Genomic DNA, 15,150 nt, shown 5'->3' with positions numbered 1-15,150 from the left:
AACGCTACGTAGCCTTTCGGGATTGCTCAAGAAGATCATTGCGTTGCGTTGCTGTTTCCGCAGTTCATAGCCACGCAAGTGTTGCAATGGTGCAGATTTCAATGCAACGCGGGCAAGCTGATCGTTGCAATGGATGAACGGTGAACGCTAGGCTCGCGGCAGCTGGAGCGAAGGGAGGCCGTGGTGCCGGGAGGCAGACTCACCCAGCAGGAGCGACGGCGGATCGCGCTGGGACTGGCCGAAGGCCTGCCGTACGCGGAGATCGCCCGCGGTCTCGACCGGCCGACCTCGACCGTCACGCGCGAGGTGATGCGCAACGGCGGCCCCACCGCCTACCGCGCCGAGCTGGCCCACCACGCCACCCAGCACCGCGCCCGCCGACGCCGGAAGGTCGCGCCACCGGAGCCGCAGGCACACGGGCGCGACGCCGAAGCAGTGCGTGAGTACGAGGAAATGTTCGCCACCGTGTTCGTGCAGTCGGGCCTGCCGAAGATGACCGCCAGGGTGCTGGCTTGCCTCACCGTCACCGACACCGGCAGCCTCACCGCCGCGGAGCTCGCGCGGCGACTGGAAACCAGCCCGGCGTCGATCTCCAAGGCGATCGCGATCCTGGAGAGCCTGAGCCACGTGCGGCGGGAACGCGACGAACGGCGGCGCGAGCGCTACGTCGTCGACAACGACGTGTTCTACCAGTCGATGATGGCCAGCGCCCGCACCACCGCGCACCTAGTCGAGATCGCCAGGCAGGGTGTCGGGGTGCTGGGTCCCGACACCCCGGCCGCCACCCGGCTGGAGAACATCGCCCGGTTCCTCGACTCGGTTTCCCGGAGCATCGCCCGTGCCGCGGATGAGGCGCGCGACCTCCTGCACAGCGAGACGTGAGGTTCAGGGCGCGAGCGACGGCCGGTCGATGATGTCCTGGGCGATGGCGCGCGCGTCGGTGAGGGTGCGGATGCCTTCGGCGGCCGCGGCGCGCACCTGATCGGAAGTGGCGTCTTCGGGGCCGAGCAGGGCGGTGACGGCGGCGGCGAACACCCGCTCGACGACCGGCGGGTCGGCGGTGGCCGTCCGGAAGCCGTTGATCAGGGCCTGCAGGGCGAGGGCCTGGTCGGCCGGCGGCCAGTCCGTCCTGGCGAGGCCGTTGCGGCGCCAGATCGGCAGCACGCTGTGCATCACCGCGTTCGGGCCGAGGTTCTCCAGCAGGGTCGCCGCCCGCGGGTCGTCGGTGAGCACACCGAGCAGTTCGTCGTCGTTGCGCTGCAGCGCGGTGACGAAGGGGTGTGCGGCGGAGGCGCGCAGCATGTCGGGGCACAACCGGGACGGCCGCGCGAGATCGGTGTCGGCGGTGACCGCGGTGATGATGTCGTCGGCCAGCGCGAGAAAGTCACGGCAGAGCAGGCCGAGCAACAAGTCCTCTTTGGACTTCCAGTACAGGTAGACGGTGCCCTTGCCGATGTGGGCCCTGGCCGCCACCGCGGCGATGGTGACGCCCTTGCTGCCGCGGCTGAGCAGGAGTTCGCCCGCGGCGGCGAGGATGCGCGCCGCCTTGGGCGAGCTGTGTTCAGGCAGATCGGGCACCGGCGGTCCTCTTCCCTGGTAGCGGGCGGCCGTCCAGTGCCGCGCCGACGATGTCGGCATTCTTGTACACCTCCAGCTCCTCCAAGCGCATCATCCGGTGGACCAGCCGCGTGCCGAGCTTCGACCGGCCGAGCAGCGGCATGGTGCGCCGGAGCAGGAGCTGGAGCTGGTTGTCCATCACGAAGATCCTGCGATCGTCGAAAGCGCCGTCCTGGTAGTGGTCCACGTACGGCCGCAGCGCCCGCTCCCAGGCGCGCAGGGCGCCGGTGACGTCATCGGGATGGCGTTCGAGCATGGTCCCGAGAAGTTCGGCGCCGGCGAGACCCGAGGACACGCCCATGCCGGCGTAGAGCGTGACGCACCAGGCGGAATCGCCCACGAGCACCACGCGTCCGCGGTGCCAGGAGTCCAGACGCACCTGCTCCACCGAGTCGAACAGGACCTCCGGGGCGGCGTCGAGCGCGTCGATGACGGCGCCGAGCGTCCGGCCCAGCGGCTTGGGGCCGAACGCGGCCCGGAGGCGTTGTGCCGGGGGCTCGGTGAATTCGGCGTCGACGTCCTCGGTGCGGTAGGTCAGCATGATCGTCGGGTCGTGATCGGCGAAGGCGAAGACCCACATCGACCGGTCCGGCTCCATCAGCGTGGCGCCCTGACCGGGGGCGAGGCCCGGCGGGGTTCCGGTGTACTGGAAGGCCGCGACCAGGTAGTTCAGCCGCCGCAGGTGCTCGTCGTGCGGGCCGAACACCAGTTCACGGACCGTCGAGCGCAGCCCGTCCGCGCCGACGACCAGGTCGAACCGCTCGGTCACCGACGTGCCCGCCGCCGTGTCGTGCAGGGTCACGTCCACCCCGTCGTCGTCCTGCTCGATCGCGGTCGGCACGGTCGAGTACCGGATGTCCAGCCCGTCGGGCAGCGCGGCGAACGCGGCCTGTTCCACGTCGCCGCGCAGCATCATCCACGGCTCGCCGGGCAGTTCGGTGATCGCCATGCCCGGCCGGGAGCGGTTGTTCCGGCCGAGGTCCAGGTTCGGCTTGGTGGTCGCCCGGTTGTGCAGGTGCTCCATCAGCCCGAGCCGCCGGGCGGCGGCCTGACCCGCGCCGAACAGCGCGACGAAGTAACCACCGGAGCGCCGTGCCGGTGCCTTTTCGATGAGCACCGGCGTCCAGCCCGCCGCGTGCAGCCGCCCGGCGGTGGCGAGTCCGGCGACGCCCATGCCGACCACGAGTACCCGGCCTGTCCTGTTCTCGGTCATTCCTTGACCATACTGACCAGATTGTTCATTTGGTCAATTCGTGACCTGGACCACTCTCCGAATCGGAGGTGCGCACTGTCGGTACGCGGCTCATTACTCCACATGATGTAATTCCTCGCGTCCGGAAGCCCGAACGCGGGGGAGGGGTGACGTGGCCGAGGTGCCGGTCCGGCGCTGGGTGGTCGTCGCCGCGGTCAGCGCGCTGGTGGTGGCGGCGGTGTACCTGCCGGCGGTGCGGACCTCCACCGGTCAGCTGCTGGAGAACGCGGCCCTGCGCGGTGCCGACGAGGCGGGCGCGGGCGATCGGGACACCGCCGACCAGGCCCTCGGCCGGATCACCGTGTACTCGCTGGCCGCCGCCGTGGTCGCGGTCGGACTGGTCGGGGTGCTGCGCCGCCGGTTCGCCCTCGCCTTCGCCGCGGTCGGGCTGATCGTCGCCGGGCAGGTGATCACCCAGGCGCTCAAGCGGTTCCTGCTGCCGCGACCGCCGCTGGTGCCGGTCACCGGGCACTACGCGGACAACAGCCTGCCCAGCGGGCACACCACGATCGCGATGACCGTGTTGTTCGCCGCGCTGCTCGTGGTGCCCTACCGGTGGCGCGGCGTGGCGATGTTCTTCGTGCTGTCGTGGGCGGTCGGCATCGGCGCCTACACGGTCACCGCGAAGTGGCACCGCCTGTCCGACACCGTGGCCGCCGACGCCGTCTCGCTGGCCGTGGCCTGCCTCGCCTCGCTGTGGCTCGTCCGGCGTGGTCTGGTGCGCCGTCACGACGGGCCGCGGCGGATCCCGCGTGTGCTGATCGTGGTCTTCACCGCACTTAGCGGCGTGACTTTCCTGGTACTGGGCGGAATCCTGATCGGCGCGCCGCTCGTCGCGCAGGGACTGGCGGCGACGGTTTCCGGCGACGCCTACGTTGTCTACCTCGCGGCGAACTCGCTCGCGTCGTTCTTCTCCATCGCGACGGCATTGGTTTTCCTGGCGACCTGGCGCCGGCTGGAGGTCGTGTGAACCCGCTGCTGATCCCGTTCCTCGTCGCCGCGGCGTTCTTCCTGCTCTTCCTGGTCAGCTTCCTTCGCGACCGGCGCAAGCTGCGCAACGGTTTCTACCTGTTCTTCGCCCTCGTGTTCTTCGCGGCCGGGGTGTTGTTCGTGGTGGCGTCGATATCCGAGACCGCAGCGGCGATCCTGCTGTTCTCGGTGCTCGTGCTGATCCCGCTGACCGTGCTGGCGCTCGGGGTGTTCCTGATCTGCAACGGCGTCACCATGCTCCGGCGTGAAGGACGGCGACCGGCCAACCTGCTCTCGCTGGCGGCCGGGATCGGCATCATCGCGTACGTCCCGGTCAACTTCGCCGTCGGGCAGATCGGCTGGAAACCGTTGGACGTGCTGGCGATGACGGTCAGCGCCCTGCTGTTCTACGTGTCGTTCCTGTTCGTGTGCTTCCTGCTGTACTCGATCGTCTACGGCCGGATCCGCAGCCGCCGCGGGGTGGACTTCGTCGTGGTGCTCGGCGCCGGACTGCTCGGTGGCAACCGGGTGCCGCCGCTGCTGGCCGGGCGGCTGGACCGCGGGCGGCGCGCGTTCGACGCCGCCCGCGCCCGCGGTGCTGACCCGGTGCTGGTCACCTCGGGCGGGCAGGGCCCGGACGAGGACCTGCCCGAATCCCACGCCATGGCCGAATACCTGGTCGAGCGGGGTGTGCCGCGAGACCGGATCCTGCTCGAGGACCGTTCCCGGACGACCTGGGAGAACCTGGTCTACAGCAGGGAACTCATGACCGAGCACCGTCCCGGGCACCGGTGCGTGGTCGTCACCAACAACTTCCACGTGCTGCGGGCAGCCCTGCTCGCCCGCAAGGCGAAACTCGACGGACAGGTGATCGGCTCGCGCACCGCGGGCTACTTCTGGCCCAGCGCCACGATTCGCGAGTTCATCGCGATATTCGCCGAGCACCGCGTCTTCAACTTCACCGTGTGCGGGCTGATCGTGCTCTCCCAGGTCGTGAGCGCGCTGTGAGCTAGCCGATCGGGAACGTGGCTCCGGGGGATGCGTAGTCGACCGGGCCGTCGTAGCGGGTCGACGCGCGGGAGATCGCCTGCTGCGGGGTGAGGAACGGGCCGACGTGCGTGACGATCAAGCGGCTCGCCCCGGACTTGGCGGCTGTGTCGCCCGCGTCTTCGGGTGTGTGGTGCACCGGCTCGCTTTCGGCCTGTGCGCTGTCGGCTTCACACAGCAGCACGTCACAACCCTCGGCGAGTTCGGTGAGGCTCGGGCACGGGGCCGAGTCCCCGGAGTAGACCAGCGACTTGCCCGCGGCCTCGATGCGCACGGCGAACGCGGGCATGCCGTGCGACACGGCCCGGCTGGTCAGGGTGAGGGCACCGACCCGCGCTGAGTGCCCGTCGTGCAGTTCGTGGACGGCGAAGGCGGATTCCACCGGGCTGCGTGTCGCGGTGTTGGTGAGGAAATGGGCCAGCCGGTCGGCGATCCCCGGCGGGCCGTACAGCGGAATGGGCGCGGCGAGCCGGATGTCCGCGTAGAGCGCGCCGTAGTAGGCGGTGAGCAGATCCGCGCTGTGATCGGCGTGCAGGTGCGAGATCCAGATCGCGTCCAGTTCGTCCAGCCGGGTGTGGCGGCGCAACTGGGCCAGCGTGCCGCTGCCCGCGTCCAGCCAGAGACGCGTGCCGCCGCCGGTCACCAGGTAGCCGGAGCACGGGTTGTCCGCACTCGCGTAGGGCGTCGCGGAGCCCAGGACGGTAAGCCGGAGATCACTGCTCATCCCGGCAGCCTATGCCGTCCTGGGCTCGCGAAGCGCCGGGTTATTCCCCTTCACACAGGGCGGTGTCGACGACGTCGAGCGCCGACGGATCCGCCGGGATGAAGTTGGCGTTGGTCACCGCCGAGGCGAACCGGCCGTCGTCGGTGACCATGGTGATCGACGCGTGCCCGGTCGGCAGCACCCCGTTGTGCCCCCAGGCCTGCCCGCCGCAGGAGAGGGGCATGGTGAACAGGCCGAGCCCGTAGCCCTGTGGCGCGCCCGGCGCGACCGGCACCGTGGTGCGCATCTCGGCGAGCGCTTTCGCCGAGACCACCCCGCCGCCGGCCAGTTCGCGCTGGAACTTCACCAGATCGTCCATAGTGGACTCCATGGCGGCGGCCGAGCTCCAGGTGGACAACTCGACCAGGGTGGTCGCGTCGAACCAGAAGAAGAAGCCGCCGACCCGGATGCCCTGGTAGCCGGGCACGAACGGGGTGGACAGCGCGCGCTCCCCGCGGGCCGGGAACGAGGTGCCGGTGAGCCCGAGCGGGGTGATGATCCGGTCGGTGATCGCGCCGCCGATGGACTGCCCGGTGAGCTTCTCCACCAGCATGCCCAGCACCAGGTAACCGGCGTTGGAGTACTTGTGCCCGGCGCCGGGTGCGCCCTGCGGCGCGTCGTCCATCGCCGCCCCCACCAGTGCGGCCAGCGTGTACGTGCCGTCCGCCTCCGCCTTGGCCCCGGCGGCGTCGCGGGTCAGCCCGGCGGTGTGGTCGAGCAGCTGCCGCACGGTGATCACGGTGCCGTCGTAGTTGCCGGTGACCACTCCCGGCAGGTACTGCTCGATGGGCGCGTCGAGATCGACGGCGCCCTCGTCGAACAACTGGAGCACCACCGCGGCGGTGAACGTTTTGGTCTGGCTGCCGATCCGGAAGTGGTCGGCCGAGGTGATCGGCCGGTTCTGGCTGATGCTGGCGGACCCGCTGGACAGGGTCCAGGCCTCGGCTCCCCGGCCCGCGTGCACGGCCGCGCCGGGACCGGCTTTCTGCTGGTACCGGTTGAGCACATCCTGAGTGGCCGCGTGGTCCTCGGCGTGCGCGACGGCCACGGGCGCGACGAGGGCCACCGCGGCCAGGGCACCGCACGCGAGCCCGGCCAGTCGCCGCCGGGTGCGCTTGGTCATGCCTGGTCCTCCTTGACCGGGATCCACTCGCCGTCCAGCGGGTTCTGCACGGTGTCCTCTTCGGTGTCCTTGTCCTTGTCGCTGTCCTTCTCGGTGTCGCTGTCGCTGTCGGTGTCTTTGTCGCTGTTTTTGTCGGTGTCTTTATCCTTGTCGCTGTCTTTGTCCTTCTCCGGCTGGCTGTCGCCGTCCGTCGCCGAGGAGCCGTCCTGGCTGCTGGACGACGACGAGGACGAGCCACCGGCCAGGTCGCCGATGACGCTGAGCCCCTCCTTGGCGACGTCGAGCACGCCGACCGCGCCTTCGATGAGCTTCACCAGGTTCTCGCCGCTGGAGAGCAACGCGGCCAGCTTTCCGGCGATCTGCCCGCCGTAGTCGACGGCGATCGCCACGCACTGCGGGATCGCCTGCGCGATGCTGGCGCCGAAGGTCGCGGGCGCCGCCGCGATCGCCTCGGTCATGATCGGCACGATCTTGCCGACGGCCTCGGTGATCAGCCGGGTGACGATGTCCACGACCTGCGCGACCACCTCACCCGCGGCGGTGATCGCCGCCGCGTTGGTCGCCGCCGCCTCGCCGATCGCCTTGATGCCGTCGACCACCTTGGTGGCCGTTTCGGTGTAGTTCTCCTTGGCACCGCCCGACCATTCGCTGGTCTCGTTCGCCACGGTGGAGCCGTAACCGTCGGCCACCGTGTTCGCGCCCTGCGAGGCCTGCTCGTGCTGCCCGGCGGGACCCGACACCGAATCCGGCTCGCCGCGCAGCTGGCCGAGCGGCTCCTCCAGGAACGAGATGACCGGCGTCAGGAAGTCGCAGCCCGCGCTGGCCAAGGCCGACAGCGGACTGGCCGTCGACCCCAGCATGCTGAGCGAGACAGTGGGCTCCCCGGCGAGATCCCCCGACAGCCATTCCTTGTTGCCGACGGAGTCCTTGGCGATCCGCAGGTCCGCGAGCGCCGTGTTGATCTCCACCGCGGAGGCGGGGGCCTCCTCCGTCGCCGTGCCCTTCATCGGGAACCCTCCTCGAGACCGGCGATCCGGTCGGCGTGGCCTTCGTCGGTGTGCTCGTAGCGGTCCGCGGCCCGGCGCATCCCGTCGCCGACCTTGTCCAAAGTGGACGACGCGTGGGCGAACGCGCCCATCGTCTCGGTCATCGCGGCACCCAGTCCGGTGGTGATGAACTGCGCGAACGCGCCCAGCGACTGGGCACCCATCTCACCGGGCAGCGCGGCGCCGATCGAGGACAGCTGGTCGGCGTGCGCGGCCAGCCTGCTCGCGTGCGCCCGCAGCTGCTCCGGGTCCACTTCGGACGACTGCGGCGCGGTCATCGCACGACCTCCGCCGGGAGGTGCTGGGTGATCCGGGTGAGCGCCGAGTTGTCCCCGAGATAGCCCGCCATCACCTCGGCCACCTGCGAGGCGGCCATCCGCTGCGCCTCACGCGCGGTGGCGACGATGAGCCCGGACAGCGCCTCGGCTTCGAGCTTGCGCGCCATCGGCGTCAGCTGGATTCCCTCGAACGCACCGGTGGCGCTGACCGTGACGGTGACCTCGCCTCGTGGAGACCGCGCGGTCGCCCCGGCCTGCCGCAGGCTCTCGCTGGCCTGGCGGGCGCCGTCCGCCGCCCGTTCGAGGCGGTCGCGGTAGTCCGCCAGCCACTGTGCTGGATCCATGGTTCTGCCCTTCTCCGTTCCCCGTAGGTGTTTCAGCTCGTCGTGTGGCGCGGGGCGGCCGCCTCGCGCAGCACCCGGACCAGTTCGCTGTGCCGCAGCGGGTTGACGCTCACCCAGCCACTGGCGTCGTGGTCCACCCGGACCCTCCCTTGTGGACTGTCCAGCCAGGACAGTTCGAGCGGGCGCTCGGTGGTGCCTGCCGGTGACCGGACGACGGCGCCGAGCTGCCCGCGCCCCGGTACCGACGCCAGCAGGCCGACGAGCGCGTCGACCGTGGTCTCGTCACCGCCGCGTTCGCGGACCAGAGTGCGCACCTGCTGCCGTGGTGCGGCGATGCCCGCCGTGTTCTCCAGCAACCGCGTCGCGTCGCCGACCACCCCGGGCGGCAACGTGAGCGGCATCGTGGGCGCGGCCTCCAGCGGCGGGATCCGGCTGGTGAACTCGCCGGTCAGCGCGGCGGCGCTGACCCTGGCGACGGTGACCGGGCCCGGGGCGCCGCCGATCGACTGGCTGCACACCACCGCGTGCTGCCCGAGGACCATCGCCACCACGCCGGTCACCGCGGCTCCGTCGACCACCACCAGGTCGACCGCGTTCCGGTGCTCGCGCAGTGCGGTCACCAGGTCCGCCGCGACACCGGCCGGTCCGTCCGCGTCGGCGAGCCCCCGTTCGGCCAGCGCCTGTCCCGCCGCGGCGAGCAGCGCCTTGCGCTCGCCTTCGATCCGGCCGAACGACGGCACTCGCAACGGAAACGGGAGACGTGCTCCCGCGAAGGTGCCGAGCAGGTCCAGCTCGACCAGTTCGAAGCGGGCGCTGCCGGTGTCGGTCGCGGCCGTCATGACGCCCGTCCCGCGCCGAGCTTGTCCGGGTGACCGGAGCCGCCGGACTCCTCGCTGGTCCGCATGTCCTTGCCGGACTGCTCGTCGTGCGCCTGGTACTTCCCCTTGGCCTGCGCCAGCATCTCCTGGTACTCGCGCACCTCCCGGACCGTGGCCTCGATCTCGCCGGCCAGGCCGGAGCTGCCGGCCGCCTCGCGCAACCGCATCGCCAGGTGCACGGCGGGCGGCGCGGTGCCGAGCATCGGCAGCCGCTCGGCCAGCCGGCACGCCGTGGCCACCAGGTCGGCGGTGAGATCGCCGAGTTCGGTCAGGGTGGAGATCCGCTGGTCGAGCAGATCCAGTTCGAGATTGATCCCGCTGTTGCTCATCGGATCTCCTCCGGCGGCAGGCCGATGACCGCTTCGCTGCCCGGCTCGGCGGCCGGGAACAGCCCGTGGTCGATGGTCGGCAACTGGTTCTCGTGCCGTTCGTCGTCCGATCCGCGGCCACCACCGGCGCCGGGCGGCACCATGCCGCCCATCGCACCCGACCGGCCAGCCGCCATTTCGGCCGCCATCCGCGCCGCCGCGGTGGACCCGCCCGGCATCGCCATCGAGCCGCTCCGCATGCCCTGTCCCAGCGGGGCGGCGTAGTTCGGTCCACCCGCCGGTCCCGCTCCGGCGATGGCGCCTCCCGCGAGGCCCCCGGATACGCTGCCGGTCCGGGAAACGGTGCCGGTCTCCGTGGCGCCGACCAGGTTCTGCCACGAGGACGGGCTGGTCGCCGTCGTGCTCGCCGCCTGCGTGGTGCTGGTGCTGGCGGGCATCGTCGACGCCGCGGGGATCGTGCTCTGCGCCTGGCTGATCATCGTGCTGGAGTCGGTCAGGCTGGATTCGTAGGTCTGCATCGCGCGGACCGCCTGCTGCTTCTGCATGTCCGTCGCACCGGCGCCGGCGTAGAAGCTGAACCCGGCGCCACCCACCGCGCCGAACGCGGTGCCGGTGCCCGGGATCGGTGGTGCCGGTGGCGGTGGCGCCATCGGTATCGAAGGTGTCGAACCCAGCCCCATCGGCGGCGGAGGTCCGGTGATGCCCGCCCAGTTGGTCACCGCGTCGGTCATCGGCGCGGCCGGATCCCCCGGCGGTGGCGGCATCATCGCCCGCGCCATGGACAGCGCGTCGGCGGCCTGCCCCGCGGCCTGCTCACCCGCCTGCGCCAGTGCCGCGAGCGTGTCCACCCGGTCGGCGAGCACGCCGAGCCGGCGCGCCGCCTCCTCGGCGCCGGAACCACTCCACCCCTCCAGCAGCGCGGCCCGTTGCTCGCGCAGCACCTCGGCGTGGTTGACCAGTGCCACCCGGTGCTGGGACCACTCCGCGGCGATCGTGCTGACGTCGGCGACGTCCGCGTCCTGCCACAACATCTGGTACAGCTCTTCGTGGCTGTACGCCTCCCAGTTCACGCTGCCAGCCGGTGCCGCCTGCTGGCCGAAGTACCTGTCCCACACGCTGGACGTGCCCGTCGAGGCCGTCTCGCTCGCCACCCCGGATCCCCTTTCCAGAAACCACTGCTCCTCGGCGTGGACCATGCTCGGGCCGGGCGGGGTTCGCGTGGAAGGGCATGCACCGGCCATGCATGGCCGGTGGGGTTGACCAGGTAAAACGCCTCAGCGGCCGGCGCGGTAGGCCTTCGCGAGGTGTTCCTGGAGCCGGGCGTGGCGGAACTGGTAGACCGCCCCGGACTGGCGCAGCACGCCCCGTCGGTAGGCGTCTTCGAGAAAGGTGCTCACCGCCCACGGCAACCGGCCGATGAGCGGGAGGCGGAACCGGGCGAAGATCAGCCACTGCCCCCACGCGGTGAAGCTGATCAGGTAGGCGAAGCCGGCGGCGAACCCCGCCGTGATCCCGAGCAGCACGCCGGCCCTCGGTGTCCAGCGGAGGTCGAGGTGCGGGTCTTGGAGCCCGTCCAGCGCGCTGATGACGGCGAAGCCGCCGAACGCGATCGCGAGGCAGAGCGCCAGGCCGAGCAGCACGGCGAGGCGCAGCGCGGTCGACCGGTTGACGGTGAGCAGATCGGCGGGGCTGGTGGCCGTGGTCAGGTTCGCCGGTGTTTCCAGCACGACCACGAGCGCCAGCAGCAGCCCGCAGGCCGGGCCGAAGGCCAGTCCGTAGACGGCGGCGCTGAACACCGTCTCCTGGATGAGCAGGCCCTGGTCGTCCTCGACGGACATGTCGGGCGAAATCGCGCTCACGAGCTGGGCCGTGAGCGCGTAGGTGACACCGGCGAGCATGCCGCCGGCGGTACCGGCCAGGAACCTGACGACGACCTTCCGCCGGATCCCCGGTTGTCTCGCCGACCGGTCGGACAGTCGCACGCGGACCCGCGCCGGCGCGACGAACCCGCTCTTGCGGAGCACGAACAACCCGTACAGCAGCCCGCACGGCAGGGCGATCACCGGGCCTTCGATCAGCCCGTCGAAGAACACGACGTACGGCCGGAACGGCCAGTCGTACAGGAACGTGTTGAGCGGGGTGAACACCAGCCACACGAACAGGGTGGTGGCCAGCCACGCGAGTGCCATCACCAGCAGGACGCGCGATCTCGGGCGCAGGTGCGAGGCGCCCAGCCGCCACCATTCGAGGTCGCCGGTGCCACGCCGGTCGAGGTCGTCGGCGAGGAAGCCCAGCCAGTGGCGGACGCGCTCGACGTCCCAGTGTCGCGTGTTGTCGTCGTGCCCGGGCCGGCCGTGGTAGACGGTCGGGACGAAGGTGTCGAGCAGGTGTTCTTCGAGTGCTCGCGTGGTGGGGAAGCGGTCGGCGTCGAGCAGGTCCGCCGGATCGCGGTCGCGCGGATCGCTGTAGACCGTGCGGGCGAGCCCGACCATCAGCGGGGTGCGCAGGACCGCGGCGAGATTGGCGGCCGGGCCGGTTTCGCTCTCGCGCAACGCTTCCAGCACCGGGTCCCACGCCGTGGCCGCGCTGCCGTTCACCCGCCGGGCGGTGCGGGGCAGGTAACCGGCGAGGTCGTCCGGGGTGAGGTCGGTCAGTTCGACCACGGCGGCCGAGGTGAGCACGTCGACCATGGTCACCGCGCGCTCGTACTCACCGAACCGGCTGGTCAGCAGCAGCGGCATGGACAGCGAGTTGAGCGTTTCCAGTGCCGGGCGGTGCAGGCCCTCGGCGATCTCGTCGAAGCCGTCGAGCACCGGCAGGATGCGCCCGGTGTCGACCAGTACGGCCGCGAGCGTCGCGCCGCCGGGTGCGGCGGCGGCCAGGCCGGGGTGGTCGCGTTGCAGCATTTCGACCAGCCAGGTGCGCAACGGCGTCGAGGTCGGGTTCCACGAGCCGATGTTGAAGATCACCGGGACCGCGTCGCCCGGGGTTCGGGTGGCGAGCGTGTCGAGCACGAACCGCAGCGTCAGCACGGTCTTGCCGGACCCGGCGCGCCCCAGCACCACCAGTCGCCGCGACGGCACGCGCCGGTAGGCCTCGGCCGTGTCACCGACTTCGCCGGACAGGTCCAGCGGCGTGGCGGTCACCCCGGCTGGGACGCGGCAGACGTTGTCCCAGTGGTCGGCCAGGTGTTCCGGCGCCTGCCGCCACCGCACCGGCAACGGGAACGGGTCGTTCACCCGACGCAGTTCTTCTTCGCGCCGCAACTGGGTGGCGATGACCCTGGCCAGGTCGTCGGCCGCGGCCGAGACCTCCGCCGGGACCGCGGGCAGGCGGCCGGGCACCGGGGCGGTGGGCGGTGCCGCTTCGACGGGTTCGGGCGGTTCGGGCTCGGGCGGCGGGGTGCCACCGGCGGCGACGAGGAGGTTGCGGCGTTCGTCCGGTGCGACGTCCAGCGCGTCGGCGAGCAGGGTCACCGTGCCGATGCGGGGATCGTTGCCGCTGCCGTTTTCGAGCCGCCGGATGGTCCGCACGCCGACGCCGGACCGCGCGGCCAGCTGGTCCTGGGTCAGTCCCGCCCGTCGTCGCGCATCACGCAGGAGGACACCGAAACGGTTTGCCACGTCGGAGATCCTCCATACGGGTAAGCGGGCATGGTGATCTTAGTGAGAAACCAACCAGCCGAATACGGCAGGCGGCCGCATCATTCAGTCCAGTGACAGCCTTTCGGAGCGGTGGGGGGCACCGCCGGGCGACGCCCGGCGAGAAACGCCGCGGCGCGCGGGTCTTGCACAGAACGGCCCGCGAACCGCTGCCGGTACGAGGTCGGGGTGGTGGCGTAGGCGCGGACGAAGTTCTGCCGGAAGGTGACCACGCTGTCGTAGCCGCAGGTTTCGGCGATGCGGGCGACGGTCCACGCGGTCACCTCCAGCAGTCGCCGCGCTTCGTCGAGGCGGCGGGCGGTGACCCACCGGCCCGGGCTGGTGCCGGTGGTTTCGCGGAACCGGCGGACGAAGTTCCTGGTGCTCATCCGCGCGTGCCCGGCCAGGTCCGCCACCGAGAGCGGCCGGTGCAGGTTGGCCGCCGCCCAGTCCAGGGTGGCGCCGATCGGGTCGGTCGCGCCGAGTGGACCGGCCACCGGGCGCTCGATGTACTGGGCCTGGTCGCCCTCCCGGTGCGGGGCGATGACCAGATGCCGTGCCACGGTCGCCGCCGCGGCGGTGCCCAGGTGACGGCGGACGACGTGCAGGCACGCGTCGAGCGCGGACGCCGTGCCGGCGGAGGTGAGCACGTCGCCGTGGTCGAGGTAGAGCGCGGACGCCTCCACCGTGACCGCCGGATGACCGGCGGCGAGGTCCGCCGCCGCGGCCCAGTGGGTCACCGCGCTCCGCCCGTCGAGCAGCCCGGCGCTCGCCACCGGGAAGGCACCGAGGCACAGCCCCAGCACCCCGGCGCCGCGCCCGTGCGCCGCCCGGATCACCTCGGCCAGTTCCGGCCGCGGCGGCGGCAGATCCGCCGGCCACGACGGGAGCACGACCAGATCGGCCGAGGCCACGACGTCGGCGGAAGCCAGCCCGTCGACCACGAGGCCTTCGGATGTCCGGATCGAGCGCCCGTCCGCGCTCCACACGGTCGTGCCCCAGTCCGGGGCGAGGCCCTGGCGTGACACCTCGTCGAACACGAGGAGCGGGGCGGCGAGGTGGAAGGTGGTGATGCCGTCGAAGGCGTAGACAGCGATCTTCATGCTTGGCGCGATCCCATCGATCAATGACATACGTGCCACTCACGGTAACCCGCCGCGCCCCGCCATCGTGGACACGACCAAGGCAACCCCCGGAACGGAGACACCGTGACCCAGCCCCGCCGCGCCCTCGTTGTCGTCGACGCGCAGAACGAGTACTTCGACGACAACCGGCCGCTCGCCGTGCAGTACCCGCCTCGGGACGAATCCCGCGCGAAGCTCCTAGAGGCCATCGACGCCGCCGTCCGTTACGAGGTGCCCGTGGTGACGGTGCGTCACGAGTTGCCCGAGGGCGCCCCCGTGTTCGCCGCCGGGTCCGAGGCGGCCGCGCTCCACCCCGACGTGGCGGCGCGTGACCGCGGCAAGGGCACGGAGATCGTGAAGAGCTTCTCCAGCGTCTTCGCCGGCACCGGGCTCACCGAGTGGTTGCAGGCCAACGAAATCGACACGATCACGTTGGTCGGCTACATGACGAACAACTGCGTTCTCGCCTCCGCCGCCGCGGCCGAGCCGCTGGGCTTCACCGTCGAGGTGCTGAAGGACGCGACGGGCGCCGTGCACCTGTCGAACGAGGCCGGTTCCGTTTCGGCGCGACAGGTCCACGACACCCTGATGGTGCTGCTCCACTCGAACTTCGCCGCCGTCACGACCACCGGCGACTGGACGGCGGCGGTTTCCGGTGCGCACGCGCTGCCGAAGAGCGATCTGGGCAGCTCGGCGGTCCAGGGCGTTGCCGATCACGGTGGCCATCGAGGCCGGTGAT

Annotated in this window: 16 protein-coding genes; 4 read left to right on the top strand and 12 right to left on the bottom strand. The window is 71.2% G+C overall.

Annotation, left to right across the window (positions count from 1 at the left end):
* Positions 1–183 precede the first annotated feature (183 nt).
* On the top strand, positions 184–882 hold the full coding sequence (locus YIM_RS33555; protein WP_153034131.1) for a helix-turn-helix domain-containing protein: 699 nt from the start codon (positions 184–186) through the stop codon (positions 880–882).
* A 3-nt stretch (positions 883–885) separates the two neighbouring features.
* Here the strand turns inward: YIM_RS33555 and YIM_RS33550 are convergent, their stop codons facing one another.
* Complete coding sequence (locus YIM_RS33550) at positions 886–1,578, bottom strand: TetR/AcrR family transcriptional regulator (protein ID WP_153034130.1); 693 nt, start codon at positions 1,576–1,578, stop codon at positions 886–888.
* On the bottom strand, positions 1,562–2,830 hold the full coding sequence (locus YIM_RS33545; protein ID WP_153034129.1) for an FAD-dependent monooxygenase: 1,269 nt from the start codon (positions 2,828–2,830) through the stop codon (positions 1,562–1,564). The genes YIM_RS33550 and YIM_RS33545 overlap by 17 nt, the downstream gene beginning before the upstream one ends.
* 151 nt (positions 2,831–2,981) lie before the next feature.
* Between YIM_RS33545 and YIM_RS33540 the strand changes: the two genes are divergently transcribed.
* Positions 2,982–3,839 carry a phosphatase PAP2 family protein gene (locus tag YIM_RS33540; protein WP_153034128.1) on the top strand — a complete coding sequence of 286 codons (858 nt, stop codon included), beginning with the start codon at positions 2,982–2,984 and terminating at the stop codon, positions 3,837–3,839.
* Positions 3,836–4,846: a YdcF family protein gene (locus tag YIM_RS33535; RefSeq protein WP_228004172.1), complete on the top strand. Its 1,011-nt coding sequence runs from the start codon at positions 3,836–3,838 to the stop codon at positions 4,844–4,846. The genes YIM_RS33540 and YIM_RS33535 overlap by 4 nt, the downstream gene beginning before the upstream one ends.
* 1 nt (position 4,847) lies before the next feature.
* Here the strand turns inward: YIM_RS33535 and YIM_RS33530 are convergent, their stop codons facing one another.
* The 10 genes from YIM_RS33530 to YIM_RS33485 form a co-directional block, all read right to left on the bottom strand.
* Complete coding sequence (locus tag YIM_RS33530; RefSeq protein ID WP_153034127.1) at positions 4,848–5,609, bottom strand: MBL fold metallo-hydrolase; 762 nt, start codon at positions 5,607–5,609, stop codon at positions 4,848–4,850.
* Positions 5,610–5,649: 40 nt separating this feature from the next.
* The gene (locus YIM_RS33525) at positions 5,650–6,771 is read right to left on the bottom strand and encodes a serine hydrolase (RefSeq protein ID WP_153034126.1); all 1,122 of its coding nucleotides are present in this window, start codon (positions 6,769–6,771) and stop codon (positions 5,650–5,652) included.
* Positions 6,768–7,778 (bottom strand): hypothetical protein, encoded by a 1,011-nt coding sequence (locus YIM_RS33520; protein ID WP_153034125.1) that lies wholly within the window; start codon positions 7,776–7,778, stop codon positions 6,768–6,770. The genes YIM_RS33525 and YIM_RS33520 overlap by 4 nt, the downstream gene beginning before the upstream one ends.
* Positions 7,775–8,095: a type VII secretion target gene (locus YIM_RS33515; protein ID WP_153034124.1), complete on the bottom strand. Its 321-nt coding sequence runs from the start codon at positions 8,093–8,095 to the stop codon at positions 7,775–7,777. Before YIM_RS33515 ends, YIM_RS33520 begins: the two co-directional genes overlap by 4 nt.
* The gene (locus YIM_RS33510) at positions 8,092–8,439 is read right to left on the bottom strand and encodes a YbaB/EbfC family nucleoid-associated protein (protein WP_153034123.1); all 348 of its coding nucleotides are present in this window, start codon (positions 8,437–8,439) and stop codon (positions 8,092–8,094) included. Before YIM_RS33510 ends, YIM_RS33515 begins: the two co-directional genes overlap by 4 nt.
* Before the next feature lie 32 nt (positions 8,440–8,471).
* Positions 8,472–9,278 carry an ESX secretion-associated protein EspG gene (locus YIM_RS33505; protein WP_153034122.1) on the bottom strand — a complete coding sequence of 269 codons (807 nt, stop codon included), beginning with the start codon at positions 9,276–9,278 and terminating at the stop codon, positions 8,472–8,474.
* Complete coding sequence (locus tag YIM_RS33500; protein WP_153034121.1) at positions 9,275–9,646, bottom strand: hypothetical protein; 372 nt, start codon at positions 9,644–9,646, stop codon at positions 9,275–9,277. Before YIM_RS33500 ends, YIM_RS33505 begins: the two co-directional genes overlap by 4 nt.
* Complete coding sequence (locus YIM_RS33495; RefSeq protein WP_153034120.1) at positions 9,643–10,797, bottom strand: hypothetical protein; 1,155 nt, start codon at positions 10,795–10,797, stop codon at positions 9,643–9,645. Before YIM_RS33495 ends, YIM_RS33500 begins: the two co-directional genes overlap by 4 nt.
* Before the next feature lie 123 nt (positions 10,798–10,920).
* A complete protein-coding gene (locus YIM_RS33490) occupies positions 10,921–13,269 on the bottom strand; it encodes a helix-turn-helix transcriptional regulator (RefSeq protein ID WP_153034119.1) in 2,349 nt (782 codons plus the stop codon).
* An 80-nt stretch (positions 13,270–13,349) separates the two neighbouring features.
* Complete coding sequence (locus tag YIM_RS33485) at positions 13,350–14,390, bottom strand: GlxA family transcriptional regulator (protein WP_153034118.1); 1,041 nt, start codon at positions 14,388–14,390, stop codon at positions 13,350–13,352.
* Between the two features lie 105 nt (positions 14,391–14,495).
* On the opposite strand from YIM_RS33485, the gene YIM_RS33480 reads away from it, so the two are divergent.
* Entirely contained in the window at positions 14,496–15,149 is a 654-nt protein-coding gene (locus tag YIM_RS33480) for an isochorismatase family protein (protein ID WP_153034117.1), read from the top strand.
* Position 15,150 lies beyond the last annotated feature (1 nt).

The organism is Amycolatopsis sp. YIM 10 (assembly GCF_009429145.1).
GTDB lineage: Bacteria > Actinomycetota > Actinomycetes > Mycobacteriales > Pseudonocardiaceae > Amycolatopsis.
This window is presented reverse-complemented; position numbering and strand designations above follow the sequence as displayed.